Raw genomic sequence first — 26,008 nt, forward strand, 5'->3', positions numbered from 1 at the left:
AAGCCACCCTACGGGCGGAAGTTTCTCGAGGAAGAAGTGTTCGACAAGCGTGGTCCCCTTTTTTAAGTTCCGACTGGGTAGGCGTTGTCAAGGTCTACGAGCCCTATGCTTTTTCTTCTCGCCAGCTTTCGTGGTCGAGCGATCTGCACAACATAAGAAGACCGCCCTTGATAAAGGCGGTCGAATGGCATTCATAACTTCCACGAATAGTAGATGTTTTCCGCGTACTTGGTAATGGCTTCATCGTAATCTGGATACGGATATTCGAGACTTTCTGCCACCGCTTTGGAGTACTTTCGAAATAGCTCGTAGCAAGTGAATAACGATTCCCACATCTGCGGGTAGCCGTTTTCGTTATAGCTGGATCGTAACGCTTCCCAATCTTCTTTTAGAAGATAGTGATCTATAAATTTGTAATTTTTCCCGACACTAAAGGTAAACCCTTTCTCACACCCGATTTGCCAGGCCATCATTCGGAGCAAATTCGGTCGGGAAATTTCGTTGAGATGGTCAATCGCAAACAGGATTTCTTTTCTTGCCAGACCTTTAACAACGTAAGTAGAGACCATCCAAAATTCATTGCAGCAGTCATCAAACTCTCTAGCAGTTGGCTTCCGGGTCCAATATTGGCGATCGGAAGCGAGCACCTCGTGTTTGATAAGCTCGTCCTTATCCAGCAATACCTCAACTAGACCGTCGCTATCTGCAAAATACTGCTCTGTCTCGTCTATCGGAATCAGCGTCAGATCTACTTTATTTCCATCCTCAAATAGCATGAGATAGGAAAACCAATTCCCTAACTCGGACGGAAACAGCTCCATATCCTCCGGCTTTTGCATCATAATCCGATTCCCAAAAACATCGAGCCATTGATCATTTTCCTTGAAAGAATCCATCTCTGTCACAAAATACGAAATATCATAATCTTGGAATGGATCTGCGGGTATGTTTTTGTTCGTACGTGACCCTTCCAAGGTTACCAACCGGATTCGATCATCCTTCCTGGCGAAATCGATCAGCATGCTCATCATTTCTTGTTCCGTTCTCACAGCCATCCCCCTCCACCCTACTATTTCTCCGTCCACTTAATGTAGTGTAATTGCATAATTTTTACAATACTACATCAATATATGAAATCCAAATAAAAAAAGCTGCACCCAAATGGGCACAGCTTTTTCTTGCAATCCGTACTTTTACGCGCGGGAAACGTATGCTTCCGTACGAGTATCGATGATTAGACGCTCTCCTTCTTCTACGAAGAGAGGAACGTTTACTACGAAACCAGTTTCCAAGGTTGCTTTCTTTGTTACGTTAGAAGCAGTGTCACCTTTTACACCTGGCTCACATTCTGTTACAACGAGTTCAACTGTGTTCGGCAATTGAATACCGATTGTTTCTCCGTTGTACTGCATGATTTGCACGTTCATGTTTTCCTTGAGGAAACGCAGTTCACGCTCAATTTGTTTTTGAGTGAACGTCATTTGCTCGTATGTTTCAGTATTCATGAAAGTGTATTCATCGCCACTAGCATACAGGTACTGCATTGTGCTGGATTCAATCCGGGCAGGGTTTACTTTTTCGCCGCCGCGGAAGGTCATTTCTGTCGTGTTGCCGCTACGCAGATTGCGCAGTTTGGAGCGAACGAATGCCGCACCTTTACCTGGTTTTACGTGTTGGAATTCTAGCACGGTAAAAATATTGCCATCCACTTCGATTGTCAAACCGGTACGAAAATCGTTTACAGAGATCATGGTAGTCCTCCCAAATCAATCAATAACAGAATAAGTATAAATTACACAGGCAAAATGAGCAACTCTTTCGTGGACTTGTTCAGGTTCTCATGACCATCAGCAGTAATCCACACATCGTCCTCGATCCGAACGCCACCAAGTCCTGTTACGTAAATGCCTGGCTCCATCGTTACGAGCATACCTGGCTCCAATACGAAGGTACTTACAGTCGACAGCCCTGGCAGCTCGTGAACTTCCAGTCCGAGACCGTGACCTGCGCTATGTCCATAGGCATCGCCATAGCCTGCTGCTGTGATGATATCTCTCGTTGCTGCGTCAGCGTCTTTTGCGGATACACCTGGCTTCAGTGCTTCCAAACCTGCGAGCTGTGCACGCAGAACGATTTCGTAGATTTCACGCATTTTCGGGTCTGGCTCTCCCACAGACAATGTGCGTGTGATATCGGAATTGTAGCCCTGATAAGCAGCACCAAAGTCGAGCGTAACCATTTCCCCTGCCTGAATCACTTTCTCGGAAGCTCGTCCATGTGGCAGAGCACCGCGCACACCCGACGCTACGATCATATCAAATGCAGAGCCTGTCGCTCCTTGTTTGCGCATGAAGTATTCCAATTCCAAAGCAACATCGGATTCACGCACACCTGGCTTGATGTAGCCCTGAATATGCGTAAATGCTGCTTCCGCGATACGAACCGCTTCACGAATAATAACCATCTCGGATTCGTCTTTAAACATGCGGATTTTTTCAAGCAGACCGCTTGTTGGCACCAGTTCTACTCCGTCAAATCCTTTGTTCCAATCCTGATAGGTGCTAAAGGCCACGCTGCTCTCGAATGCCAAACGCTTAATCCCTTTTTCTTGCAGGAGCTTTGCAATCGCTTCAACAGCTTTTCTCTCGTTATTTACTACAGTAAATTCAGGTGCTTGTTCTTGCGCTTGTTCCACATAGCGGAAGTCAGTGACGAGAAACGCCTCTGTTTCGGTGACAATTACCCATCCCGTTGATCCGGTGAAACCACTCAAGTAGAAGCGATTCTCTGTTTTTTCGGTAATAAACGCCTCTGCTCCAACTTGTGTAAGTGCTTCACGCAATTTATGCAAACGTTGTTTCATGGCAGCCTTTTTCCCCTTTTTGACAGCTTTTATTTTCTTTCGATTTTACGGACGAGCGCTCTTAGCGCCCATTGATATCCATCGATCCCCAATCCGACAACTTGTCCAATCGCGATAGGAGCGATGACTGAGTGATGGCGAAATGGTTCCCGTGCATGAATATTGGAAATATGTACTTCAATCGTTGGCAGAGCCACACTGGCCAATGCGTCTCGGATCGCATAGCTGTAATGTGTGAATGCCCCTGGATTGATCAAGATGCCGTCATGGACACCTCTCGCCAGATGAATCGCGTCGATGAGGACACCTTCGTGATTCGATTGGAGATGCTCAAGCTTTCCGCCCAACTCATCCATGACACCCGTCAGGATTGTCACCACATCCTCCAGCGTTTCCCTTCCGTAAACATCCGGCTCCCTTGTCCCCAATAAATTCAGGTTGGGTCCGTTCAATAACAAGACGGAAGTCATCGACCATCCCTCTCCCTATAAAAGTTTTTTTACTAATGAAACATTTTACCACATGCCGTCCTAGTTCCATAGTGGGCATTCATCTATGAAACTTTTCGAACATTGTTACATCCATTTTGACAAGGAACGGAGAAATCCTCCTACCTTGTAGACTCATTCCATGTATGATTCTCGTCGGATTGCTCGAGTATGATTGTCATCCCGATAAACAAGCCAAACGTCAAATACCAAGCGCCCTCCGTACTTAAAGTGGCTATCTCCCAATTTCCGATATGAAAGAAGAAGCCTGCTATCACTAGCATGCCAGCCCCGTAGACGAGTCCCAACCACCAGGCACGGATCCGGCTAAAAAGCAAGCTGAACACAAAGGAAGCAACGGCTGTTTCAACGAATAGCACGATACCACCAAGGCACACGCTCGCAAACTTATTTTCGTCCTCGATGTTGATAAAGGGACGTGCAAAAGCTCCGACTCCATACGGGGTCATGTTCAAAAAGTGAGCCATCAACCGGACGAGCCCCCAAATGATCGTTCCCCAGAATGCGACCTCCAAAATCTTCGAAGTGGAGACTCTTTTACTCCCTTGCTTCTCTTCTTCCGTATGGGATACACGCGCTTGCTTGTGTTTCCGTCCTGTTTTGCTTATTTCCATTTCCATCACCTCTGTTCTCTAGTATGCTCTTCCTCTAAGCTTTTCACTTTTGCTTTACATTTGTTGGAAAAGTGCGAACTCCTTGTAGCTTCAAGTCGCCATTTCCGTTAATATAGTGGTAAGGATGGTGATTGTATTGGCGCAACAAAACGTACCTAGCTACGGCGGTCAGGCCGTCATCGAAGGAGTTATGTTCGGTGGCAAAACCATGACTGTTACGGCTGTTCGCAAAAAAAATCATGAAATTGAGTATTTTGAATCCCCAAGATCGGAATATAAATGGATTACTACGCTGAAAAAGATTCCGTTTGTGCGTGGGATTGTTGGTTTGGTCGAAGCCAGCGCCAATGGGGCCAAACATCTCAACTTCGCCTCTGAACAATACAGTATGGAGTCTGGAGAAGAAGTATCTGAAAGTCCATCGAAGCTCACTATGATTTTAGGTGTTGCTGTCGTCGGGGTACTTTCCTTCCTGTTCGGGAAATTCGTATTTACACTCGTTCCCGTTTTCCTGGCTGACTTTTTACTCGGAAAATGGGTACCGGATGGCGTTCCTCAAACCTTGGCTGAAGGCGGATTTAAAATCTTGCTCCTCCTCGGCTACATTACAGCGATTGCACAAGCTCCGTTGATTAAAAGGCTTTTTCAATACCACGGAGCCGAGCATAAAGTGATTAACGCATTCGAATCCGGGGTAGAATTAACAGTAGCCAATGTACAAAAATTTTCCGCTCTGCATTATCGTTGCGGTAGCAGTTTTCTCATTTTCTCAGTGTTCGTCGGTGTCGTGATTTACTCACTGTTCAGTTATGACTCCCTGACGGAGAGGGTCGTACAACGCATTGTTCTTTTGCCACTGGTAATCGGCGTCTCTTATGAGGTTTTGCAGTGGACAAACAAGCTCCGTGATGTACCAGTCCTACGTTACCTTGGTTATCCAGGATTGTGGTTGCAAAAGATCACGACTCGTGAACCAGATGACAGCCAAGTCGAGGTAGCCATCGCTTCATTCCAAAAGATGCGGGAGCTTGATCAGAAGCACGTGCAGGAAAGAATGGTTACGACCGGATAGCGTGAGGCATTTTTATTCCCATAGAGGTGAAGCCCTATGTTACGCCGCATTCCACCAGTGATTCTGATAGTGATCGTATTAGCGATTTACGGATTTTTGATCACACTCATCAATGACCCTGTTAGTACGATTATCATCTTGGGATTATCCGTTGTACTTTTCTTGGTCGTGCGCAACTATTTACAAACCGGCTCCTTCTTTTCACAAGGCGCAGGCTCTGGCAAACCTAGACAGCCAAAGGTCAAGGTGAAGCCAAAGCCCTCCATAGGTCGGCAAGCAGTGAAAAAGCAGTCGACTACCCCGAGAAAAGATCATCCGTTTCGTGTGATCGAAGGCAGCAAAGGAAAGCAAAAAGAGAAACAAGACGAAAAATCGCAAAATAATATCTCCCACTAAAAACAAGAACAGGTTGCCTGAATCGGCGACCTGTTTTTGTTTTTCACACCAGCATTTTCGGAGAGCTATTGCGAAACACTTTTACGTAATCTTCAAAATCCCATTGTGCCAAAAATTTGTGAGCGGCTGCCTCCCCTGACTCAAACAATTGCTGCCTCATTTCTTTTGACATCTGAAATTGGGTTGTCCTTACCCCTAATGTATGAATGAAAATCGTCCGAACGGCTTTTGCCTTTTCCACATACAGACGGTCATGGGCATCGAGCATAGTCGCCAGCAATCCCCGAGAGAAGGAAAAAAGCCCTTTGATACTGGTCGCTTCTCTCTTGTTTTGATCATCACTCAGGCGAAAACCAATTGTCGGCCACCGGGGAGTCCCCTCTACATCAAATAACCACACGGGGTAGTTGCTCAATAATGCGCCATCGACGATGTAGTGCACATGTCCAGCACTTGTCAGCTTTGCGGGCTGAAAAAAGAACGGAATAGAGGAAGACATACGAACGGCTCGTGCCACAGGAAAATGATCTGGTTCTACACCATACCGTGCCAAATCGTCGGGAAATATAAGCATTTTTCCGTCAGTGACATCAGAAGCGACAACTTTCAGCTTACCAGGAGGAAGATCTCCAAATGTTCGCACTCCTTTTCGCTGTAACAACTTCTCTATGAACAACTCGATTCGATCTGCTCGATAAACCCCTTCCCGCACGACTAGTTCATAGATTGGTCCGATGAGAGGGAGCCTGCCCAGCCCTGAGCGCTTGAGAAAGTGAAGGTAATCCAGCTCTTCAAAGATCGGTTTCAACTCATGGCTTGAATAGCCTGCGCCAAGCAAAGCTGCAACAATGGAGCCAGCCGAGGTACCAGCGAGCCTTTCCCATGTGTATCCATTCTCCTCCATGACTCGCAAGGCACCGATAAAAGCGATTCCTTTTACGCCGCCACCTTCAAAGACTGCATCCGCTTTCACTTTGTTTCCCCTCCCTAAAATTCCTCCCCATTTTCCATGTATAAGACGACAGCTTTTCCGTTACCACAAAGAAAAACGCAAGCCTGGTCGGCTTGCGCTATAATACGATGACGATATAGACTATTCCTCTTTTTGCTCATCTAACAAACGAATGTTACGAAGCTCTTCTATACGCTTTGGATCTGCCTCGAAGTACTGAACCAGATACTCCAGGCATGTAATCGATTCCCAGCTCAGGTGATGCTCGATTCCTTCCACATCCTGATAAATATGCTCTTCATCCAAGCCAATGATCCGCATAAATTCTTCTAGAAGACTGTGACGGTCCACTAGGCGTTTTCCGATTTTCTTCCCTTTTGGCGTCAAGACAAGCCCGCGGTATTTTTCATAAACGAGATACTTGTCTTTGTCTAGCTTCTGAACCATTTTCGTGACCGAAGAGGGATGTACTTCTAACGCTTCAGCAATATCGGAGACACGAGCATAGCCCTTTTCTTCAATTAAGTTGTAAATGCGTTCCAAATAGTCTTCCATACTCGGCGTCGGCGGCATTGTGAACCCCTCATTTCCAAACCGTTATTTCATCTAGCCAAAAAAGGCACGTAGAAATATCATACCGTGTAATGAGAACCATTTGCAAGAGAAAAGTACCTATCGCAGCTGTTTTTCTGGTGTTGGGTTCATCATTTGGACATATTGTACGAGTTGTTGACCCAACTGCTCCATGCGCGCCTGCAAACGCTCATCCTTCAGCTTGCCTTCTGGTGTAAAAGCATTGTACGCACTTGGGATGGAAGGGCTAGATGGCAACGGCCATGCATGCAGGTTGCGCATGATTAACTGTAAGGTGTTGACCGTGTTCGTAGCACCCATGCTTCCCCCAGCGACGCCAATGATGGCAACCTGCTTGTCACGCAAAATGCGCCCTTCCAGGAAGTCAATGGCGTTTTTCAAAGCACCTGTCATTGTGCCATGGTATTCAGGCGAACCGATCACAAGTCCATCCGCTTCAGAAACTGCTTTGACAAATTGATGGACAATTTCAGGGTACGTACTGGTATCATCACGATCATCATACAGCGGCAGCTTCCAGTCCGCGAGATGAATCATTTCAACATCGGCACCTGCAGCCTTCGCTGCTTCGAGTACAATATGAATCGCTTGTTTGGTCGTAGAATTGGCATTCATGCTTCCGGCTATTCCTACAATTTTCATGGTTTCACCCCATCGATAATCTAAATACTGGTATGATCATCATTATATTCCATTAAGTATAATTTGTAAACATTTATGTTTATTTAATATCGTCTGTTCTGAACAGACCTGTTTGTCACATACACTTGTACCAAGTTGCAAGTGAGGATGATGCCTATGGACAAAGTCGCTTGGCATATCGCCGTGCTTTTTGCAGGGTCTGCGTTAGGTGGATTCTACTTGGGTGGATATGAGTGGTTACGCTTTTTTACTTATTTCGGTTCCTGGGGGACAATCGGCATTGCACTTGCGGCTCTTGGCCTCGGATGGTTCGGCGTCCAGCTGTTGACCTTTTGCCATCGCAAGCAAATTGGCTCCCTGTACGAGCTGTACTACGTATTGTGTGGCGAAGCGTTCGCTTCTAGCCTATCTGTAATCACCCACATTCTGCTATTGGGCTATACAGGAGTCATGCTTGGCCAACAGGCAGATTTCCTCTTGGAGGAGCTCTCTCCTCTCTGGTTCATCCTTCTGACCATTGCAGCCATCTTCTTTATCATAAATCGTTGGAGATGGATTGTCACTGCAACAGCCATATCTCTATCCATCGGTTTATTATTGTTCGGATTGATTTTCAGCGCACAATCCCATGTCCCAATACCGAGCTTGGGTTATCAAATGAATGTGAACTGGCTGATTCACGCCGTATTTTTCCTTGCTTTGCATTTTCTTATCAGCTTGGCCACGACTCTACCTCTGGCAGTCCGTGCGTCCCATGAGCGTACAGTTCGGATGGGGGCAATCATCGGTGCTGGAATCTTCCTTTTGTTCACGTTTTTAGGTCAAGCTATCCTTCTTGCCCACTGGCATGATGCACACTCCTCTATATTGCCTATCAAACAAATTTTGGTTCAAATGATGACGGGTGGCGATTGGCTTCTCGCTATCCTCTCGCTGGTGCATGGTGGAGTCATTGTCGCAGCCCTACTCTACTCGTTGACACATCCAATTGCGACACGTCAACATCTACAAATGCTGCCATTGATTGTCGTCATGCTGCTTACCGTTTTGGTATTCTCTCTCCTCACACTCGTGGTTCCGTGGAGTATGTCTGCAATCGCCAGTGCAACGACCTATTGCGGCATGTTCTTAATGGGCTGGTACCTTTGGAAGCATCAGCATTGACCTGATTGTTTACTGGTAACTCCTGTGGTCAAGACAGAGTCTTGGCCACTTTTTTCGGCATGATAGGACCCATTTCAACGGACTCATCGTCACGTAGGCCTCCTCTACACATGGTTACTCTCCCTCATTTTACCACAAATGAAAAACGTCCCCCGAAGGAGACGTTTACTGCAAAGCCTCACTTTCCGCTTTCAGCTGTACCCCATTTGGAGTACCCAACGGATAAGCTGGCGTTGTTTGTGCCGTAATTTTGTGGATTGCTGAAAGGACCGCCTTAGTCGCCTTTGTAGTTTGTTCCCAATCCATTTGCGCCAAGGAGTCTTCTTTTGCTTGTCCTGTCTCTGCATTCGTCACAAGTGCCGTAGGAATACCTGCGGCGGCCAAAGAGCTCGCTGCACCGTTTCGTTCACGTGTACCATTCTTTTGGGAAGATGATGCCCCCGCTTCTCTCAGGAGTTGGATTGGCAGATTTTCGTTGCCCAGCGAATTGATTGCAACAAGCTCTGCCTTTTGGCTGCCCACACCATCGACATAGAAGGCTGCAATCATAGCTTGTCGTTCCTTGGCTGATAAGGCATTCGCATAAGCAATCGGTCCTCTGTTTCCCGATGTAACTGCACCAAAGCTGACAAACCTCACTTCCGTATCGATCGGCTTGTCAGCCATATTACGCGCGATTTCAAGTAAGGCTGCTACACCGGAGCCATTGTGATTAGCCCCAACCGATAACCCAGCGGAATCATGATGAGCGGATACCATGACGACCTGCCCGGTGTCGTTTTGATTGGACTTTCGACTTGCCACGATATTATACGAGGTTTGCTTGATGCTTACGGCTCCTTCCACCTTGACGCTTCCCTTTACGGGCCGCTTGTCCATGATGCGTTTTTGGAGCTTCGTGCCATCCGCCTTAGACAAAGCTATTACAGGCACAGCGATATCCAAAGGTTCGCCCAGCGAAGCATTCCAGCCTTCCTCTCGATCATTCCAGATGATAAGAGCAACGGCTCCGGCAGCTGCTGCTTGGCGTACTTTTTCTCCGAACGGAATCTCGCCTCGCTTGACCAAGGCAATCTTCCCCCGGGATGCATCATTCGCAAAATCAACCGCTCTTCCCAAGCCTGCATCCACCACTTCTGCTGTCGCGGTTCCATTGATCCCAAAAGAAAATCCACTTACTGTCCATTTTTGACCTGGCCATTCTTCTATCGTCAGTGATAGAGTAGCAGGCTTTCGGTACGTATAATAAGAAAAGGGATCGAGCTTGGTCTTGTACCCGTAAGATCGAAGTGTATTTTCCACATAGACAGCTGCCGCAAATTCCGTTTCAGTAGCAGGTGGACGAGCTGTTCTCGCCAATTGCTCGACATGGCTATACAAGCGTTCACTATCGATCCAATCTTGCGTTTCCTCTGCATGAGCACGATGTGAAAGGAAAGGTATCGGAAATATCGTTCCACAGACAAGCAAGGCACATAGCGCATAATGACGGACTGATCGCATGGCATTCTCCCTTTCCTTCGCTCTTTGCATTTATTATGGGCGGTTATGACAAATAGAGTCTAGTCAGAATAGTTAGTCAAATAACTTCATCCTGCGCCATCCCTGGACAGCTTTCGCTTTCTTCTGCCCAAAACGTCGATTTTTCGAGTGACTTCCCTCCATATGAATTCTTAATAGAAAGGTGCTTTTTTCTGTAAAATTATTGATAAAGAAAAGGCGACTTTCAAATTGACCTATGTCCTTCCCTTTTGCTAAGGTGGAATCAATAAAAAACCGTTTGAAAGAAACGGATTGGAATCCATTGAGGGGGAAGTACCATGCTGTATGTAGATGGAAAATGGGTAGAAGAAGGGCAAGTCGCAGTTCATCCAGAAGACCGCGGTTATAACTTTGGGGATGGCATATATGAGGTAGTACGCATTTATAAGGGACGCATGTATCAATGGGATGGACATCTTACCCGTTTGTTTCGAAGTGCCAAAGAAATAAAAATGGAGCTTCCATGGAGCGCAGAAGAGCTGACAGATTTAGCGAATCAGTTGATCGTCAAGAACAACATCACGGAGAATGATGACGCCAGCCTTTACCTGCAAGTATCTCGTGGCGCCTCACCGCGTGTTCACGATATTCCGTCTGGGATCAAGCCTGTGATCATGGGCTTTGTCCGTCACAAGGACCGCCCTGTCGCCGATATGAAAAAGGGCTGGACAGCACAACTCGTCGAAGATATCCGCTGGCTCCGTTGCGATATTAAAACGCTCAATCTGCTAGGAGCTGTCCTTGTCAAACAATACGCAAAGGATGCAGGTGCCCAAGAATCAATTTTGCACCGCAACGGCGTCATCACAGAGTGCAGCTCTTCCAATTTGTTCGTCGTAAAAAATGGCGAGCTGTATACGCATCAGGCTGACAATCTGATCCTGCACGGAATTACCCGCCAAGTGGTCATTGATTTGGCTCGGGACAATGGCATCACTGTACATGAAGAAGCATTTGACATGGCTTTCTTGAAGCAAGCCGATGAAGTCTTCCTCACCAGCACGACTGCGGAAATCATGCCGCTCATCTCGGTAGATGGCGTCGCTGTCGGCAACGGACAGCCAGGACCTGTCGTGCTTACGCTACAAGATTTGTTTGAACAGCATATCAACACAAGTGTACTCGTGTAATGAACAAAAGCTCTCCCGGTATGCATATACATCCGAGAGAGCTTTTCTTTATTGTTTAACGACGCAGATTCCATTCGTCTGTGGCATAGCGCGTCTTAACGAGTTCTTCTGCCAGCGCGAGTTCTTCGTCTGTAAGCGTTGAAGAGATCAGCTCCACTTCCAATCCAGATGCAAAGCCTTTCGAGAACGCCTCGATGGATTCTTGGAGACTGATTGGCCGTGGGCTTACTTCGTTGATCGTCACTGCTTTTTGTCGGAAACTATCGATCATCCGTTGTTTTACCCGCTCCGATGGGAAATGCAAGAGCGAGAATAGTAAATCTACGTCCATATCAAGCAGAATAGAGCCGTGCTGAAGAATAACGCCCTTTTGTCGGGTCTGAGCGCTTCCCGCTACTTTTTTCCCCTCTACCACGAGCTCATACCAAGAGGGCGAATCGAAGCAGGCGGATGACCCTGGCGAATTGTACTTTTCCTTCTCCTCTTCACTCGCTAAAGAGACCATTTCCGCCGAGAGTCCAAGGTTCTGGAATCCGTGCAGCAGTCCCAAGCTGATGATTTTGTATGCTTCCGTCACACTCGAAGGCATTTTCGGATGGTCTTCGGATACGATGACACTGTATGTCAGCTCCTGATCGTGGAGAACAGCACGCCCTCCCGTCGCTCTGCGAACAAAGCCCAGTCCTCTATTTTGTACTTCCTCCAGGTTTATTTCCTTGATGGCCTTTTGGAAATAACCAATCGACAGTGTCGCGGGGTCCCACGTGTAAAAACGAACGGTCGGGGGAACCTTGCCCTCACTGTGTAACTGCAAAATCGCTTCATCTACTGCCATATTCATCGCGGGTGACATTGCTTCCGTCACGATATAGCGCCACTGTTCCATCTATGTACCTCCTCATTCACAACGCCTTCATTGTACGCTTCTGGCATGAAGGACGGCAAGCTTCTGATGGGCTAATTGGAGCGAGCTGTTTCCTGCAAAATGGCCAAGACCTGCGCCAATGAATCTGTTTTCTTCTCAGTCTCTTCCCGCATTCGCCGCAAGATGGACTCCCTGTTGTTTTGCAAGTCATTCACCGCTTGAAAAAAGCGATCAGCCGTTAGCTCTTCTTCCAGCAAAACATGACAAAAGCCCTGCCTTTTAAAAGACTGTGCATTTAAAATCTGATCACCCCGACTTGCTTCACGTGACAACGGTATCAAGAGCATCGGCTTTTGCAGGGCTAAAAACTCATAAATCGCATTGGAGCCTGCTCGAGACACGACAAGATCAGCCATTGCCAGCAAATCGGGCAATTCCTCCTGTACATACTCAAATTGCTTGTAGCCATTCACCTGAATCGTTTCATCCACTTGATTTTTGCCACAAATATGTACAATGGAAAAATGTTCGAGCAAAGCAGTAAGCGAATGGCGTACCGCCTCGTTTATTCTCCGTGCTCCCAAACTTCCTCCCATGACGAGCATGACAGGTTTCTTTGTAGAAAAAGAGCAAGATAACAAGCCCGCTTCTCTTCTCCCCTGCTTCAGCTCATCTCGCACAACTGCGCCTACGTGAATCCCTTTGTTTTTCGGCACTTTCGAAAGCGTATCTGGAAATGTTACGCACACCTTGCTGGAAAAAGGGACAGCCAGCTTATTTGCGAGACCGGGTGTCAGATCAGATTCATGGATGACTACAGGAAGACGGTTTAGCCACCCCCCAAATACGACCGGCACGGAGACGAAGCCCCCTTTGGAAAAAATCACATCCGGCTTCCATTTGCCAAGAAATCGAGACGCCTGCCAAATGCCTTTGACGACTCGCAACGGATCACTCACGTTTTTCCAATCAAAGTACCGTCGCAGTTTGCCTGAAGAAATGCCAATATAGCGAACATCCGGATGGTTGGCGACTAGCTCTCGTTCAATTCCTGTCGCAGAACCAATATAGGCGACTTCCCAGCCCAGCTTGATAAAGTGGGGGATAAGCGCCAGATTCACAGTAACATGTCCTGCCGAACCACCACCGGTAAACACAATCTTTCTCTTCATTCGGCCCGAACCCTCCCCTGCCTCTTCTTCCCCCATGATAGCACCAATCGGAAAGAAAAGCCGCCCGTAACAACAGGCGACTTTTCCTGGAATCTAGAATTATGCTTGTGGTTGATAACGTAGAATTGGCTTTCTTGCCGCTGTCGCTTCATCCAAACGTTTGACCACAGTGGTATGAGGAGCTTCCTGAACGATTTCTGGCGTTTCCTCGCACTCGCGGGCAATTTGTATCATGACGTCGATGAACTCATCGAGCGTTTCCTTTGTCTCGGTTTCGGTCGGCTCGATCATAAGGCACTCGTCCACGATCAATGGGAAGTAGATCGTTGGCGGGTGATAGCCGAAGTCGAGCAAGCGTTTTGCGATATCGAGCGTGCGTACGCCCAGCTTCTTCTGGATTACGCCAGACAGGACGAACTCATGCTTGCAGACGCGATCAAATGGCAGATGATAAGCCGTTGCCAGACGACGCATCATGTAGTTGGCGGAGAGCACCGCATTTTGGGAAACTTGGAGCAAGCCTTCTGGACCCATGGTACGGATGTAGCTGTACGCACGAACGAGAATACCGAAGTTTCCGTTGTAGCCTTTTACGCGACCGATGGAAGCCGGACGATTGCTATCCCAGTAGAAGCTGCCGTCTTCCTTTTTCGCTACGATTGGAGTAGGCAGGAATGGCTCGAGAATTTTTTTCACGCCGACCGGACCTGCACCTGGACCACCACCGCCATGAGGCCCTGTAAACGTTTTGTGCAAGTTCAGATGCACCACGTCAAAGCCCATGTCACCTGGACGGGCAATGCCCAAAATCGCGTTCGCATTCGCACCATCGTAGTACAAGAGACCGCCTGCTTCATGGACGATTTTCGCCATTTCCACGATATCTTCTTCAAACAATCCGAGTGTGTTCGGGTTCGTCAGCATCAAGGCAGCTGTGTCAGGACCAACCGCATCACGCAGTGCTTGAATGTCAACCAATCCACGCTCGTCAGATGCAATGGTTACGGTATCCAAGCCAGCTACCGCAGCAGATGCCGGGTTCGTACCGTGTGCGGAGTTCGGCACGATTACTTTGGTACGATGTCCTTCCCCACGGCTCTCGTGGTAGGCACGGATCATCATCAGACCTGTCCACTCACCCGCAGCACCAGCAGCTGGTTGCAGTGTAACTGCGTCCATGCCAGTAATTTCACCCAGTTCTTCTTGCAGGTTGTACAACAGCTCCAAAGCGCCCTGTACGGTTTCTTCCGGTTGGTATGGATGTGTCTGCGCGAAGCCTGCGTAACGGGCAACATCTTCGTTGATTTTTGGGTTGTATTTCATCGTGCAAGAACCAAGCGGATAGAAGCCATTGTCTACCCCGTGGTTGCGACGAGACAGTTCTGTATAGTGACGAACCAATTGCAGCTCAGATACTTCTGGCAGCTCAGCCGGCGTTTCACGAATGAGGTGCTTTGGCAAAAGGCTTGCTACTTCTACTTCTGGAACATCCAATGCCGGCAAATTGTAGCCCACACGGCCTGGTTTGCTCATTTCAAAGATCAGTGCTTTCTCTTGGTCGTTACGCACGTGTGATCGCCTCCAATTCAGCCGCCAATGTGTCGATTTCTTCTTTGGTACGCAGCTCAGTTACTGCAAACAAGGTGTGATTGGAAAACTCTGGGTAGTCGAGTCCGAGATCATAGCCCCCGATGATTCCAGCAGCCAGCAGGCCTTTGTTCACTTCTGCAACTGGTTTGTTCAGCTTCACCACGAACTCGTTAAAAAACGGTGAGGTGAATACGATCTCCAAGCCTTTTGCTTGCAGGGCATTCTTCGCGTAATGAGCTTTTTGTAGGTTCATCATCGCCATTTCTTGTACACCCTGCTTGCCGAGTGCTGTCATGGCAATAGAAGCAGCCAAAGCGAGCAGCGCTTGGTTGGAGCAGATATTGGAAGTCGCTTTTTCACGACGAATATGCTGTTCACGCGCTTGCAGCGTCAATACGAAGCCGCGTTTGCCATTTTCGTCCTTCGTTTGACCAACGATACGACCTGGCATTTTGCGCATCAGTTTGGAGGTTGTAGCAAAATATCCGCAATGCGGTCCGCCAAAGGATGCTGGGATACCGAATGGCTGCATGTCGCCCACTACGATATCTACGCCTAATTTACCCGGCGCCTCCAGTACACCCAGAGCAAGCGGATTGGAGGATGTAATCAACAATGCGCCTTTTCCGTGTGCAATTGGTTCAATCGCTCCCAAATCCTCTACGTTTCCGAAGAAGTTTGGATACTGCACGATGACCGCTGCTGTATTTTCATCAACAAGCGCTTCCAGAGCCGCTGTATCTGTAACGCCATCGCTGTTGATACCTACTTCAACCAGCTCAACGTTTTGTCCATACGCATATGTTTTCAAAACACCACGCGCTTCCGGATGTACAGCGCGGGAAACGATTACGCGCTTTTTGCCAGTGTGACCTGCAGCCATCATCGCTGCCTCTGCCAAAGAAGTCGCGCCGTCATACATCGAGGAGTTAGCTACCTCCATGCCAGTCAGCTCACATACCATCGTTTGGAACTCAAAAATAGCTTGCAGCTCACCTTGGCTGATTTCTGGCTGGTAAGGTGTATAGGCGGTAAAGAATTCACCGCGGAGCAGCATATGATTGACTGTGCTCGGCGTGTAATGTTGATAAACACCCGCACCCAGAAAGTTAACATGCGTGCTGAAGTTTACGTTTTTATTTGCGAGGCGTGTAAAATACTTCACCAAATCTGGCTCGGAAAGTGCTTCTGGAATATTCAAAGCACCTTTGAAACGTACTTCTTCCGGAATATCAGCAAACAATTCTTCTATACTCGAAATGCCGAGGGTTTCCAGCATTTCGCGCTTGTCCTGATCAGTTTGGGGCAGGTAGCGGTATTTCACGGACGTTGTCCTCCTCTAAAAGGATGTATGTGGTGTATCGCTTAGTTTTTTGGGCGCTTATAAAATGGAGCGGCTACGATTTCTGCTTTCAGACGTTTTCCGCGAATTTCTACTTCTACTTGTGTACCTAACGCAGCATGCTCGGTTTTTACGAGAGCGAGACCGACGTTCTTCTTCAAGGTTGGAGATTGTGTTCCCGTCGTCACCTCGCCAATGAGCTCTTCTCCCATATAGACGGGGTAATGCGTGCGCGGAATCCCACGGTCGATCATTTCGATCCCTACCAGCTTGCGTGGAGCACCGTTTTCTTTTTGTGCCTTCAGCACTTCCTGACCGATGAACGGCACTTCTTTGTCTACCTTGACAGCAAAGCCAATGCCCGCTTCGATCGGAGTGATGTCTTTGCTGAGCTCTTGGCCGTACAGTGGCAGCTTCGCTTCAAAACGAAGCGTATCGCGCGCACCGAGACCGCACGGCAACAGACCTTCTTCTTTCCCAGCATCCAGCAAGATGTCCCACAGCTCTGCTGCACGATCGGCATCCAAATAAATCTCGAAGCCATCTTCGCCAGTATAGCCAGTGCGGGAGACCAATGCAGGAATACCACTCACTTGCACATCACGCCCAAAACGGAAAAAGCCGATTTGAGACAAGTCTGTCGTCGTCAGCTTTTGCAGAATGGATTCTGCCAAAGGACCTTGAATCGCGATTTGTGCTGTTTGTGGCGAAATATTCTTAATCGTTACACCTGGAATCAGATGTTCTTCTAGCCACGCATAGTCTTTGTCGATATTCCCTGCGTTGATGACGAGCAAGTAATGATCATCTGCATATTTGTAAACAAGCAGATCGTCTACCGTCCCCCCATCTGGGTAGCAAAGCACACTGTACTGCGCCTGTCCGACTGCCAGCTTCGACACGTCATTCGTAGTCACACGCTGGAGATAAGAAAGAGCGTTTTCCCCTTTTACGTCCACTTCTCCCATATGGGAAACATCAAACAGACCAGCTTTTGTCCGAACAGCTTCATGCTCTTGACCAATGCTTGTAAACTGCACCGGCAGATCCCAACCACCGAAGTCGATAGTTTTCGCGCCATACTTTGCATAAGAATCAAATAGTGGCGTACGTTTCAAATTGGACATGTGGCACCTCCTGTGAACAATAAGATCCAAAACAAAACAGAGGGGGAAAAACGGGTACACCAAAATAATGGTGCCCATTTCTCCTCCTCTGTCCTTGGTACCTGAGAGTTACCTTGCGAATCTCATGAGGATTCTTTCCCCATTTGCAAGTTTCCCCTTTGGTGGCTCGTGTGAGCTCTCTCCAGAGTTGCGTCCGGTAGAGGTACTTTTGCCTGAGAGATTCACCGTTACCGGCTTGCTCCTTCGGCGCTGCCAAACGTTCAAGCAGTCTCTCCCTACTACCATCATTCGCGGTTGTTTCATGGTCATACATAAGTTTTTGCTATCATTTCCATACTAATGGATGTACTACCTCCTTATCCTACCATGAGAGTCCAAAGTTGAAAATATACAAATTAACAGTCAGATTCAGAAAATCTTAACAAAACACATTGACAATAGATAAACGTTCAGTTTTTATACATTAACCATGAATGTTATGGTAGAGCTATGTAAAGGAGTATCTTATATGCCGAATGTTCCTATTTCATTTGATACGAGTTGGATCAATACGCTTACAGAACGCATGCAAGAAGATGGTCCCTGGGATAAGTGGGAGCTGTTCAAGCTCTCATTGGAAGCCGAGGAAGCGATGGCTGTTCACGAATTTGATCAATTGCAATGTCTGAAATACCTTCCACTCTTGTCACCATTTCCACACCAGTTAGAAACGGCGAAACGTGTCCTGTTAGAGATGCGCGGTCGTGCCATTCTCGCAGATGAGGTCGGTCTGGGAAAGACGATCGAAGCAGGTTTGATCATGAAGGAGTATATGGTCCGCGGCTTGGCTAAAAAAATTCTCGTCCTGGTTCCAGCCTCTCTCGTGATTCAATGGACAAAAGAGCTTCATCAAAAATTCGGCATAGCAGCAGTCGCGCAAAAAAAAGAATATATGTGGCGGCAGCACGAGGTCGTTGTCGCATCGATAGACACAGCAAAACGAGATCCTCACAGGCGTCACGTACTCGACATCGATTACGACATGCTCATCATCGACGAGGCCCATAAACTCAAAAATAAACGGACACGCAACTATCAGTTCGTCAAAGAAATCCGCAAAAAATATTGCCTGCTCCTTACCGCAACTCCTATTCAAAACGAGATGGACGAGCTGTACAACCTCATCAATTTGTTAAAGCCAGGTCACCTCGGCCATACTTCCACCTTCTCTACCAATTACGTAGAGGGCAAACGCCAATCCAAAAACAGCGAGAAATTGCGCGAGGAAATTGAAAAGGTCATGATTCGCAACAAACGAAGTGATGGTGGTATTCAATTCACCAGTCGACGCGTTCAGTCGATTCCGATTGACCTTTCTCCAGAGGAATTGACCTTGTACGAAGGTGTGACGCGCTTTGTTCGCGAGCAATACCAAACAGGATTTGGGGTTGGCGGCTTCAACTCTCTCGCTCTGATTACCTTGCAGCGTGAGGTCTGCTCAAGTAAGGAAGCTGCGTTTATGACACTGTATAACATGCACCAGCGCACCGGCGAGGACTCTCCCTTGCGCACACAAATTCTTGAGCTAGTCGAGATGATTAAACAAATTGAGACGCATTCCAAGGCTGCCAAAGCGGTCGAGCTCATTCAACAAATCAACGACAAAGTCATCATTTTTACAGAGTATCGGGCAACACAAAACTATCTACAAAAGTATTTGCACGACCACGGCATTACTTCTGTCCCCTTCCGCGGCGGATTTAAACGCAGTAAAAAGGACTGGATGACTGATCTGTTCCAAAATCGTGCACAAGTCCTGATCGCGACGGAAGCAGGCGGGGAAGGGATCAATTTGCAGTTCTGCAATCAGGTGATTAATTACGACATGCCGTGGAATCCCATGCGAGTGGAGCAACGAATCGGTCGCGTCCATCGTCTCGGACAAAAAAGGGATGTGCACATTTACAATTTATCGACAACAGGAACGATCGAGGAGCATATTCTCAAGCTGCTGTATGAAAAAATCGACCTGTTTGAAATGGTGATCGGTGAACTCGATGATATTGTGGAACGCCTGAATCTAAGTCACTCATTGGAAGATAATCTGATTCAAATCATTATGGATTCCCGCTCCTCCAAAGAAATGGCGCTGAAGCTCGATAACATTGGACACGCGATTCGGGCAAGCAAAGTAACCAAAGAAGCCGTCCCGCTTTCTGAGGCGGCTGACCAATAACTCTTGTTGGAAACGAAAAAGAAATGAGGTCTCCTGATGCAGCAACAACAGGTCAGACAATTTGTCGAGCGCTATTTGGCGACTTTTTCTGCCCATATCGTCGAGTCTCACCCAGATTATTTCACAGTCAAGCTCCCTGTCGAGGTGGACAAAGATATCGGCAATCGCCCTTTTTACTGGAGCTGGGTGGATAAGATGAATTTGGCTTATCAACCATTAGTACTCACCTTTACTTTTCATCCGGATTGCATGCCAGAGGGTTTGCGATCCGAGCATCTGCATCTAGGGGCTGCCCGCATGCAACAAATTTTCGCTTCAACCAAAAAGCATGGCAGCTTTGTCTGTATGTACGAGCAACAAGGGGGACTTTTAGGCAATGCCGGCAAGCGTCGGTCAACCCCTCTCGTGCCTTGGCTCGGGATGAACTTGAAGGTTTCTCTACTCTGTGACAAGCGACGTGACATTTTATTGTACCTGGGGATTAATTTGCATCAGCCACGGATGGTGGCGGATTTCACTTCGTTTTTATTTTCACTTTCCTTGACCCCTACCATCCCTGACTACTATTACACGTTGGATCGAAAGGTAACCATACAGGAAGCCCTCCAAATGGTACAACTGGAAGTCGAACATACATTGGAACAAGAAGATCAGCAGTGGGCAGAGGAAGCGCGCACACGTTTACGCGAAGAAATGGCCATCTTAGAAGCGTACTATGAAGAATTGGCACGGCGAGAACCACAAGATGAGCAGACAAGCGCAGACGAATCTGAAGATGAAGCAGAGCAACCAGTAGCTCAGTCGTCACTCGGGCAAGAGGCTCAGCAAACCGAGCCTGATCCAGCTGGAACAGCTTCTGTCGAACAGCCAATATCTTTTGACGAATACCGGGCTTCTGGCGGACGAATCCTCGACTTTTTACGTGCAAATGGAATCCAAACCACTCCACGCGAAGAGATTAATCAAGTGGAATGGAAAAAGAGCACGCCAGATGAGGAAAGACAACGCCGAAAGGACGAGCTGGCATGGCAATACGAGCCGCGGATCGAGGTTTCGTTCATCAACGGTGGCTTGTTCTATTTATCTTCCGCTCCTCCGCTCATGCGGTCATCGAAAGCAAAAAGTATGCGACATCTCCCCGCATCAGGGCGAATCATGTAAAAGATCAACGAGAAAATGTGAAACAGAAAAGACACGTTGCAACAAATCTTTTTGTCATAGCTGGTTACAATAGGAATAGGTTAAGCCTTTACAAAAGGTGGTGCATAGTTGTGACCAGACGATTTCTTCCTTTTATCGCTGCTCTTTTGTCTCTGATGCTGCTCTCCTTACCAGCTTTTGCGCAAGACGAAGCAAGCTGGGACAAGCAATTCCAAGCACAAATTCGAGAATGGATGGATGCAATCGCAAGCCGAGACCCTCAATTCAAGCAATGGCAGGACGCAAAGACGGACGTGCAAACACTTGGTGCAGGGCAGCATCAATGGCTGGTAAGTATAAAAAAAGCGGACAAGCAAGTAGGGTATTTGGTGATTGGAGAAGCACCTGATTCTACTTCCCATGAGAAATTTGTTCTGCTGGAATACGGTGTCGGGGAGTACATCTTGTTCGATGACGCTTTTGCTCCGAAAGAAATCGCGGCAGAGCCAGTTTATGACGGGTTTGCTTCCTACTGGCTGATCACCCAGAAGTCAGATACACAAATGGTCAATGCAAAAACGGGAGAAATGTATCCCACTTCCTTTCAAATTAGTGAGCGCGCTGTCGATGCTTTTGCAGGCGAGAAGCTCATACAAAATGGACAACGCCTGACTCAAATGAGAATTTTAAACGCAGCCGAGGCTGATCCTTTTGATCATATCGGGTGGGTCAGCCAAATGAGTACAACGGACACAGACGTGTCCTGGAATCAATTGTGGCAGCAAGATTATACCTCGCCGGTAACATTAGCCGTCCCGATTCATCAGTCACAGGTTTTGGCACCCTTTGTCGTGGGGTCCCTGCATTTATGGAACGACCAAAATGCTTATGTCGGCGTATGGGATGAGGGCCTGCGCTTTGTCCCGTATTCGTATGCCCATCGCGTCGGACGATTTTTTGTAAACGAAACAAGCTCTCCTGCCGAATAACCGGTTGGAGAGCTTGTTTTTTACGTTTTCTATTCACCGATGTTCTGTAGGAGAGAGACGTTCATGAACGGCATGAAAAATTTCATTGACCGTCATTCCCTCTGCATTAATGATGGGAGCACCTGTAATCGTTTTGTTTTCATCACCCAGTACGTTGATATCCTGTCCTGTAATGACAATCGCATCTACCACCTGCTGCCAGTTGCCCAAATCAACAACATCGTAACCATTTTGACGCAGCATCTTGCACAGTTCAGACAGGGAATTTTCTACCGCTACTCTCGCCATATGCACCCTCCGTCTTCGTTCATGATAGGTTTGCGAATTTTATTTGCGCCACAACAGTCGAATGGACATGGGAATGGCACCAAACCAGCGTGACGACCAAGACTCGCGTGGAGTCTTACGCAAACGGCGTTCATCTTTCGGGGTATCCATGTACTGAACAAACAGTTTCGTCAGGTACTTTAAATATTCCTGAAAGGACATCGCACTTGACCTCCTTCTTACTCACGGATTCACACCATGGCGCAAGCGCTGTCCCCTCTATTGTTCCCCGTCCTGCGTTCTTTCAACCACTTGGCTCGTAATTTCCATCACAATATCGGAAAGGCTCTTTCCTGTCGTATCCACCTGAATCGGGGCGAAATCGTATACACCAGCGCGCTCCGCCATTAAGGTTTTTACCCTTGTCGCTACGCCTCCTGCCAACAAGGGCCTGCCTGTATCATTTTCCAAACGCTTGATGAGCTCTTCTTCCGTGGCATACAGCGTGATTACGATGCCGTGCTCCATCATCATCTCTACGTTTTGCTTCCGTAATACAGCTCCTCCCCCAGTTGTTAGTACCTGATGCCCTGCTGCCAGTAATTGTGCAAGACGTTTCGTCTCGACGTCTCGGAAATACGCTTCGCCCTGATCAGTGAAGATTTCTGGAATGCTGCGACCTTCACTTTCCACAATCGCATCATCCAAGTCCGTATGCTTCATTCCCATAGAGGCAGCGAGTGCGGCGCCAACCGTGGTTTTTCCTGTTCCCATAAATCCGACTAACACCAGGTTTTTCATTTTGTTTCTGCCGCCTTTCCAATCGTTCGGTATGTATTGATCTTCACCGTTTTTTGTTGTTGATTGTACGATGTCTCATACCCTAATGCTTTTTCAAAAAATGACAGTGGAACCATCGTACGTTCTTTGATTTCGATTAACGGGCTGCCTAAATCTATTCGCTTCCCATCTACGACAGCAAAGCGCTCCCGTTCCTTTATAAATACTTCGCGTCCATTTCCTTTTACGCGGATCATTTGTTTCTTGTCGTCCCAGCTAATGGCTAATCCCATTTTCTCACCGAGCTCACGCAGTGGAATATACACCGTATTTTGGGTGACCCGAGCCGGAATCGATGGATAAAAACTCATGTTATTGATGATCGTGGTGATATAGGGCTCCAATTGCACGGCACCAAAGCCATTCTTATTTGCACTATTGGTATACAGGGTGAAATATTTCGCTTCCCCTTGCAAGGTTTGCCCAAGCGCCTGATCGAGATGCTCTGCACCAATGACACTGCCATGATAATTTTGCTGGACGCGCTGCAAGAATCGCTTATAGGCATCGTCACCGATTTTGCGGCGCAGGTTATCGAACAAGAGTGCTCCCCGGGAATACCAGGTCAGCTTAAACTCTTCTTCGGTGGCAAACTTCTGCAACGGCTTGTCCAGCTTTCCATTTGGATAGCGCTCTTGCAAACGTTTGACATCCCGGTTGTACTCATCTAACAGAGTCGTAGCTGATTGGGCACCATAACGCTTCTGCAAGTAATGAGACACACCGAGCTCCACCAGCCCCTCATCAAGCCACCCATGCGAGGACTCCAATGTAGCCACACTGTTGTACCACCAAAGATGCCCCACCTCATGCGGCAGCCAATGATCGATCAGATTGTTGTGATGCATGTCTCTTTTGAATACGGCGAGATTCGCGTATTCCATGGCGTACGTCGTTCCTGTACTCGTTTCCGCAATCGCCACGTGCGGATACGGCAACGGACCGTACATGTCGATGAAAGTAGGAAATACCGATTGGGCAATGCCCTTGATTCTTTCTATGTTCCCTTTATCAACGGAAGCAATATCAACCGTTAAATTCGGAGCAAATTGAATCGTTTCAATGTGATAAAGCGGACTTCCCACCAGTCCAAAGTTCAACAGATTTTTTGCTTGATAATGGACTTGTTGCTTACTGCCACCGATTGACTTCGTTTGTCCTCTACCCCATGAACTGACCCATTTGTAGCCTTGTGGAGAGGTAAATGACACATCGTAATCTCCATAGTGGTAAACGAATGGATCACCAAAATCAACGCGTTGCGGCGGGTTATACCAAACACCTTTTTGATTTTGGGCTCCCAGCATCGGGTACCATGTCGTCAACGTCCATATATCGTCTTTGACTCCAAATCGTGTACCCCTACGTGGAACCGGGTTCTCGAATTCAATGGTTAAGGCGCCACGAAGCTCCTTACCTAGAGGATTTGCCAGCTTCACCAGCGATTGGCCACGTTCAAAAGAAAGCGGCTTGTCCTTGTAGCGAATCGACTTCACCGTCATTTTATTCCAAAGGTAGTCGTAAATATACAGTCGTACATCTGGAGTTTTCGGGTTGTCGAACTCCAAGGTCATATTCCCGGTTATTTTTGCTTCGGACGTATGTAATTCTGCTTGAATCTTATAGACAGGGTTCAAATCCTTTACATAAGACGGCAGAGGCGGATCATAGGAAAATGGATCGACGAACTTTTGCTCCTCCTCAGGTGATTGATTCATGGCAATGATTTGAGAAATGGCTGGCCAATACGCGACGACCCCAACTGAGCCAAAAAAAATGAGGATCGTCACACATACTAGCAAGCTCGTTTTATGTAGTGATTTCATGACAGCCCCCAAATAATAAACCGCCCGGCGGCAGGCGCTAAATGTTTTTGTTTCATTGTAGCAAATATATGTCAAACTGAGTAGAAATTCAGGAGATTCTGTAGAGAATACGCCTTATTTGACAATGGTCTTTCCTGAGTGAAATAAAAAAGCCGCCACTCATTGTATCGTAATGATTGGCAGCTTTCTTTAGCCTTTACCAGGTTTCGTACATAATTTTTCCTGTCTGGCTAAGATCATAACCCCCGACCGCTTCCAATTCCTTTTGAAATGGACGTGAATCGAGAACATCAAGAACGGCCTGAATGAGCGGTTCATTGTCCTTATTTTTCAACAAGACAAGGTCATATCGCTCACGCACAGTTGGGACAAACTCCACTCCCACGAGTGAAGCTGCCTTTTCAATACCCACCCCTACGTCTGCCTCGCGCCGTGCTACTACCCCTGCGACTGCCAGGTGATTGGACTCTTCCCGTTCATAGCCAATCACGTCCTTCCCCGCTATTTTTTCCAGTCGAAACTGTTCTTCAATCAACGTGCGTGCACCAGACCCTTTTTCCCGATTGACCATTCGAATCCCCGGCTTCGTAAAATCGCTCCATGCATTGATCTGTTTCGGATTACCTGCCTGAACGTAGAATCCGGCCCAACGTGACAACATATTGATGACAACAAAACGATGCCCACACAAAATGCGACGAATATACGGGACATTGTATTCGTTGGTATCCCCATCGTACAAGTGTGTGCTGACGATATCAGCCTTACCTGTATACATCGCCACGAGGCTGTTCAGAGAGCCCACGTACGAGCGAAGCGGTCGGTATGCCTCATCCTTTTTCTCCAAATGCCCGGCTAGTAGGTCCAAGCTCACATCCTGTCCGCTAATAATAATATTGCGGCCTGTACCAGTCTGCTCATGTCGTGACGTCTGCTGAGCTTGTCCTGTCTGTGGGATGCTGACGGCTGAGGCTTGCCTGTATTCTCCCTTTGCCTTCGCCTTGTACGCTTCCAGATCGCTTTCGTCTACGCGCATTTGCCTCCCGACTCGATAAGCGGGCAGCTCTCCTTTTTTAATCAGATCGTAGACCGTCAGCTTAGAAATACGTAGAATTTTTGCTATCTCTTCGGTGGTATAAGAATTTTGTTGACTCATG

At 47.6% G+C, this 26,008-nt stretch carries 26 protein-coding genes and 2 riboswitches; of the genes, 7 read left to right on the forward strand and 19 right to left on the reverse strand.

The window, feature by feature from the left end:
* Positions 1-191: 191 nt before the first annotated feature.
* The 5 genes from ant(6) to C7R92_RS04705 all read right to left on the reverse strand — a co-directional run bounded on the left by ant(6) (position 192) and on the right by C7R92_RS04705 (position 3,986).
* Complete coding sequence (gene ant(6), locus C7R92_RS04685; protein ID WP_106833471.1) at positions 192-1,049, reverse strand: aminoglycoside 6-adenylyltransferase; 858 nt, start codon at positions 1,047-1,049, stop codon at positions 192-194.
* Positions 1,050-1,193: 144 nt separating this feature from the next.
* Entirely contained in the window at positions 1,194-1,751 is a 558-nt protein-coding gene (efp, locus tag C7R92_RS04690) for an elongation factor P (protein WP_007725738.1), read from the reverse strand.
* Positions 1,752-1,792: 41 nt separating this feature from the next.
* The gene (locus tag C7R92_RS04695) at positions 1,793-2,863 is read right to left on the reverse strand and encodes a M24 family metallopeptidase (protein ID WP_106833402.1); all 1,071 of its coding nucleotides are present in this window, start codon (positions 2,861-2,863) and stop codon (positions 1,793-1,795) included.
* A gap of 29 nt (positions 2,864-2,892) precedes the next feature.
* Positions 2,893-3,333, reverse strand: coding sequence for a type II 3-dehydroquinate dehydratase (gene aroQ / locus C7R92_RS04700; RefSeq protein ID WP_106833403.1), 441 nt, complete (start codon positions 3,331-3,333; stop codon positions 2,893-2,895).
* 140 nt (positions 3,334-3,473) lie between these two features.
* Positions 3,474-3,986: a YqhR family membrane protein gene (locus C7R92_RS04705; protein ID WP_069845448.1), complete on the reverse strand. Its 513-nt coding sequence runs from the start codon at positions 3,984-3,986 to the stop codon at positions 3,474-3,476.
* Between the two features lie 124 nt (positions 3,987-4,110).
* Here C7R92_RS04705 and C7R92_RS04710 point away from each other — a divergent pair, with 124 nt between their 5' ends.
* Both C7R92_RS04710 and C7R92_RS04715 read left to right on the forward strand, forming a co-directional pair.
* Positions 4,111-5,058: a DUF1385 domain-containing protein gene (locus C7R92_RS04710; RefSeq protein WP_017247982.1), complete on the forward strand. Its 948-nt coding sequence runs from the start codon at positions 4,111-4,113 to the stop codon at positions 5,056-5,058.
* A gap of 36 nt (positions 5,059-5,094) precedes the next feature.
* Complete coding sequence (locus tag C7R92_RS04715) at positions 5,095-5,454, forward strand: ABC transporter C family protein (RefSeq protein ID WP_017247981.1); 360 nt, start codon at positions 5,095-5,097, stop codon at positions 5,452-5,454.
* A 43-nt stretch (positions 5,455-5,497) separates the two neighbouring features.
* On the opposite strand, the gene C7R92_RS04720 is transcribed toward C7R92_RS04715, so the two are convergent.
* The 3 genes from C7R92_RS04720 to C7R92_RS04730 form a co-directional block, all read right to left on the reverse strand.
* On the reverse strand, positions 5,498-6,427 hold the full coding sequence (locus C7R92_RS04720) for a patatin-like phospholipase family protein (protein ID WP_069844608.1): 930 nt from the start codon (positions 6,425-6,427) through the stop codon (positions 5,498-5,500).
* Between the two features lie 120 nt (positions 6,428-6,547).
* Positions 6,548-6,979, reverse strand: coding sequence for a transcriptional regulator MntR (mntR, locus tag C7R92_RS04725; RefSeq protein ID WP_017247979.1), 432 nt, complete (start codon positions 6,977-6,979; stop codon positions 6,548-6,550).
* Between the two features lie 99 nt (positions 6,980-7,078).
* The gene (locus C7R92_RS04730) at positions 7,079-7,642 is read right to left on the reverse strand and encodes an NADPH-dependent FMN reductase (RefSeq protein WP_017247978.1); all 564 of its coding nucleotides are present in this window, start codon (positions 7,640-7,642) and stop codon (positions 7,079-7,081) included.
* 156 nt (positions 7,643-7,798) lie between these two features.
* On the opposite strand from C7R92_RS04730, the gene C7R92_RS04735 reads away from it, so the two are divergent.
* On the forward strand, positions 7,799-8,806 hold the full coding sequence (locus C7R92_RS04735) for a hypothetical protein (protein ID WP_106833405.1): 1,008 nt from the start codon (positions 7,799-7,801) through the stop codon (positions 8,804-8,806).
* Between the two features lie 165 nt (positions 8,807-8,971).
* On the opposite strand, the gene C7R92_RS04740 is transcribed toward C7R92_RS04735, so the two are convergent.
* Entirely contained in the window at positions 8,972-10,309 is a 1,338-nt protein-coding gene (locus C7R92_RS04740; RefSeq protein WP_106833406.1) for a M28 family peptidase, read from the reverse strand.
* Between the two features lie 317 nt (positions 10,310-10,626).
* On the opposite strand from C7R92_RS04740, the gene dat reads away from it, so the two are divergent.
* Positions 10,627-11,478: a D-amino-acid transaminase gene (gene dat, locus C7R92_RS04745; protein ID WP_106833407.1), complete on the forward strand. Its 852-nt coding sequence runs from the start codon at positions 10,627-10,629 to the stop codon at positions 11,476-11,478.
* Positions 11,479-11,533: 55 nt separating this feature from the next.
* Here dat and C7R92_RS04750 read toward each other — a convergent pair whose 3' ends face one another.
* From C7R92_RS04750 to gcvT, 5 genes are all read right to left on the reverse strand, one after another.
* Positions 11,534-12,364, reverse strand: coding sequence for a lipoate--protein ligase family protein (locus C7R92_RS04750; protein ID WP_106833408.1), 831 nt, complete (start codon positions 12,362-12,364; stop codon positions 11,534-11,536).
* Positions 12,365-12,435: 71 nt separating this feature from the next.
* Positions 12,436-13,515 (reverse strand): undecaprenyldiphospho-muramoylpentapeptide beta-N-acetylglucosaminyltransferase, encoded by a 1,080-nt coding sequence (locus tag C7R92_RS04755; RefSeq protein ID WP_106833409.1) that lies wholly within the window; start codon positions 13,513-13,515, stop codon positions 12,436-12,438.
* 99 nt (positions 13,516-13,614) lie between these two features.
* Complete coding sequence (gene gcvPB, locus C7R92_RS04760; RefSeq protein WP_017247972.1) at positions 13,615-15,084, reverse strand: aminomethyl-transferring glycine dehydrogenase subunit GcvPB; 1,470 nt, start codon at positions 15,082-15,084, stop codon at positions 13,615-13,617.
* Positions 15,077-16,429 (reverse strand): aminomethyl-transferring glycine dehydrogenase subunit GcvPA, encoded by a 1,353-nt coding sequence (gene gcvPA / locus C7R92_RS04765; RefSeq protein ID WP_106833410.1) that lies wholly within the window; start codon positions 16,427-16,429, stop codon positions 15,077-15,079. The genes gcvPB and gcvPA overlap by 8 nt, the downstream gene beginning before the upstream one ends.
* 41 nt (positions 16,430-16,470) lie before the next feature.
* On the reverse strand, positions 16,471-17,574 hold the full coding sequence (gene gcvT / locus C7R92_RS04770; protein WP_069844601.1) for a glycine cleavage system aminomethyltransferase GcvT: 1,104 nt from the start codon (positions 17,572-17,574) through the stop codon (positions 16,471-16,473).
* 78 nt (positions 17,575-17,652) lie between these two features.
* Positions 17,653-17,764: riboswitch (glycine riboswitch) on the reverse strand.
* Positions 17,765-17,862: riboswitch (glycine riboswitch) on the reverse strand. It abuts the riboswitch before it with no gap.
* Positions 17,863-18,082: 220 nt separating this feature from the next.
* Here gcvT and C7R92_RS04775 point away from each other — a divergent pair.
* The 3 genes from C7R92_RS04775 to C7R92_RS04785 all read left to right on the forward strand — a co-directional run bounded on the left by C7R92_RS04775 (position 18,083) and on the right by C7R92_RS04785 (position 21,918).
* The gene (locus tag C7R92_RS04775; RefSeq protein WP_017247969.1) at positions 18,083-19,789 is read left to right on the forward strand and encodes a DEAD/DEAH box helicase; all 1,707 of its coding nucleotides are present in this window, start codon (positions 18,083-18,085) and stop codon (positions 19,787-19,789) included.
* A 36-nt stretch (positions 19,790-19,825) separates the two neighbouring features.
* On the forward strand, positions 19,826-20,950 hold the full coding sequence (locus C7R92_RS04780; RefSeq protein WP_106833411.1) for a YqhG family protein: 1,125 nt from the start codon (positions 19,826-19,828) through the stop codon (positions 20,948-20,950).
* Between the two features lie 110 nt (positions 20,951-21,060).
* Entirely contained in the window at positions 21,061-21,918 is an 858-nt protein-coding gene (locus tag C7R92_RS04785) for a hypothetical protein (protein ID WP_069844599.1), read from the forward strand.
* Positions 21,919-21,951: 33 nt separating this feature from the next.
* Here C7R92_RS04785 and C7R92_RS04790 read toward each other — a convergent pair whose 3' ends face one another.
* The 5 genes from C7R92_RS04790 to C7R92_RS04810 all read right to left on the reverse strand — a co-directional run bounded on the left by C7R92_RS04790 (position 21,952) and on the right by C7R92_RS04810 (position 26,007).
* Positions 21,952-22,206: a YkuS family protein gene (locus C7R92_RS04790; protein WP_017247966.1), complete on the reverse strand. Its 255-nt coding sequence runs from the start codon at positions 22,204-22,206 to the stop codon at positions 21,952-21,954.
* 39 nt (positions 22,207-22,245) lie between these two features.
* The gene (locus C7R92_RS04795) at positions 22,246-22,407 is read right to left on the reverse strand and encodes a YqzE family protein (protein WP_007725773.1); all 162 of its coding nucleotides are present in this window, start codon (positions 22,405-22,407) and stop codon (positions 22,246-22,248) included.
* Positions 22,408-22,464: 57 nt separating this feature from the next.
* Positions 22,465-22,986, reverse strand: a complete 522-nt coding sequence (locus tag C7R92_RS04800) for a shikimate kinase (protein WP_106833412.1) — start codon at positions 22,984-22,986, stop codon at positions 22,465-22,467.
* A complete protein-coding gene (locus C7R92_RS04805) occupies positions 22,983-24,851 on the reverse strand; it encodes a stalk domain-containing protein (protein ID WP_069844597.1) in 1,869 nt (622 codons plus the stop codon). Before C7R92_RS04805 ends, C7R92_RS04800 begins: the two co-directional genes overlap by 4 nt.
* 196 nt (positions 24,852-25,047) lie before the next feature.
* Complete coding sequence (locus C7R92_RS04810; RefSeq protein ID WP_106833413.1) at positions 25,048-26,007, reverse strand: helix-turn-helix transcriptional regulator; 960 nt, start codon at positions 26,005-26,007, stop codon at positions 25,048-25,050.
* Position 26,008: the final 1 nt, after the last annotated feature.

The sequence above is a fragment of the Brevibacillus porteri genome (assembly GCF_003013475.1).
Lineage (GTDB): Bacteria > Bacillota > Bacilli > Brevibacillales > Brevibacillaceae > Brevibacillus > Brevibacillus porteri.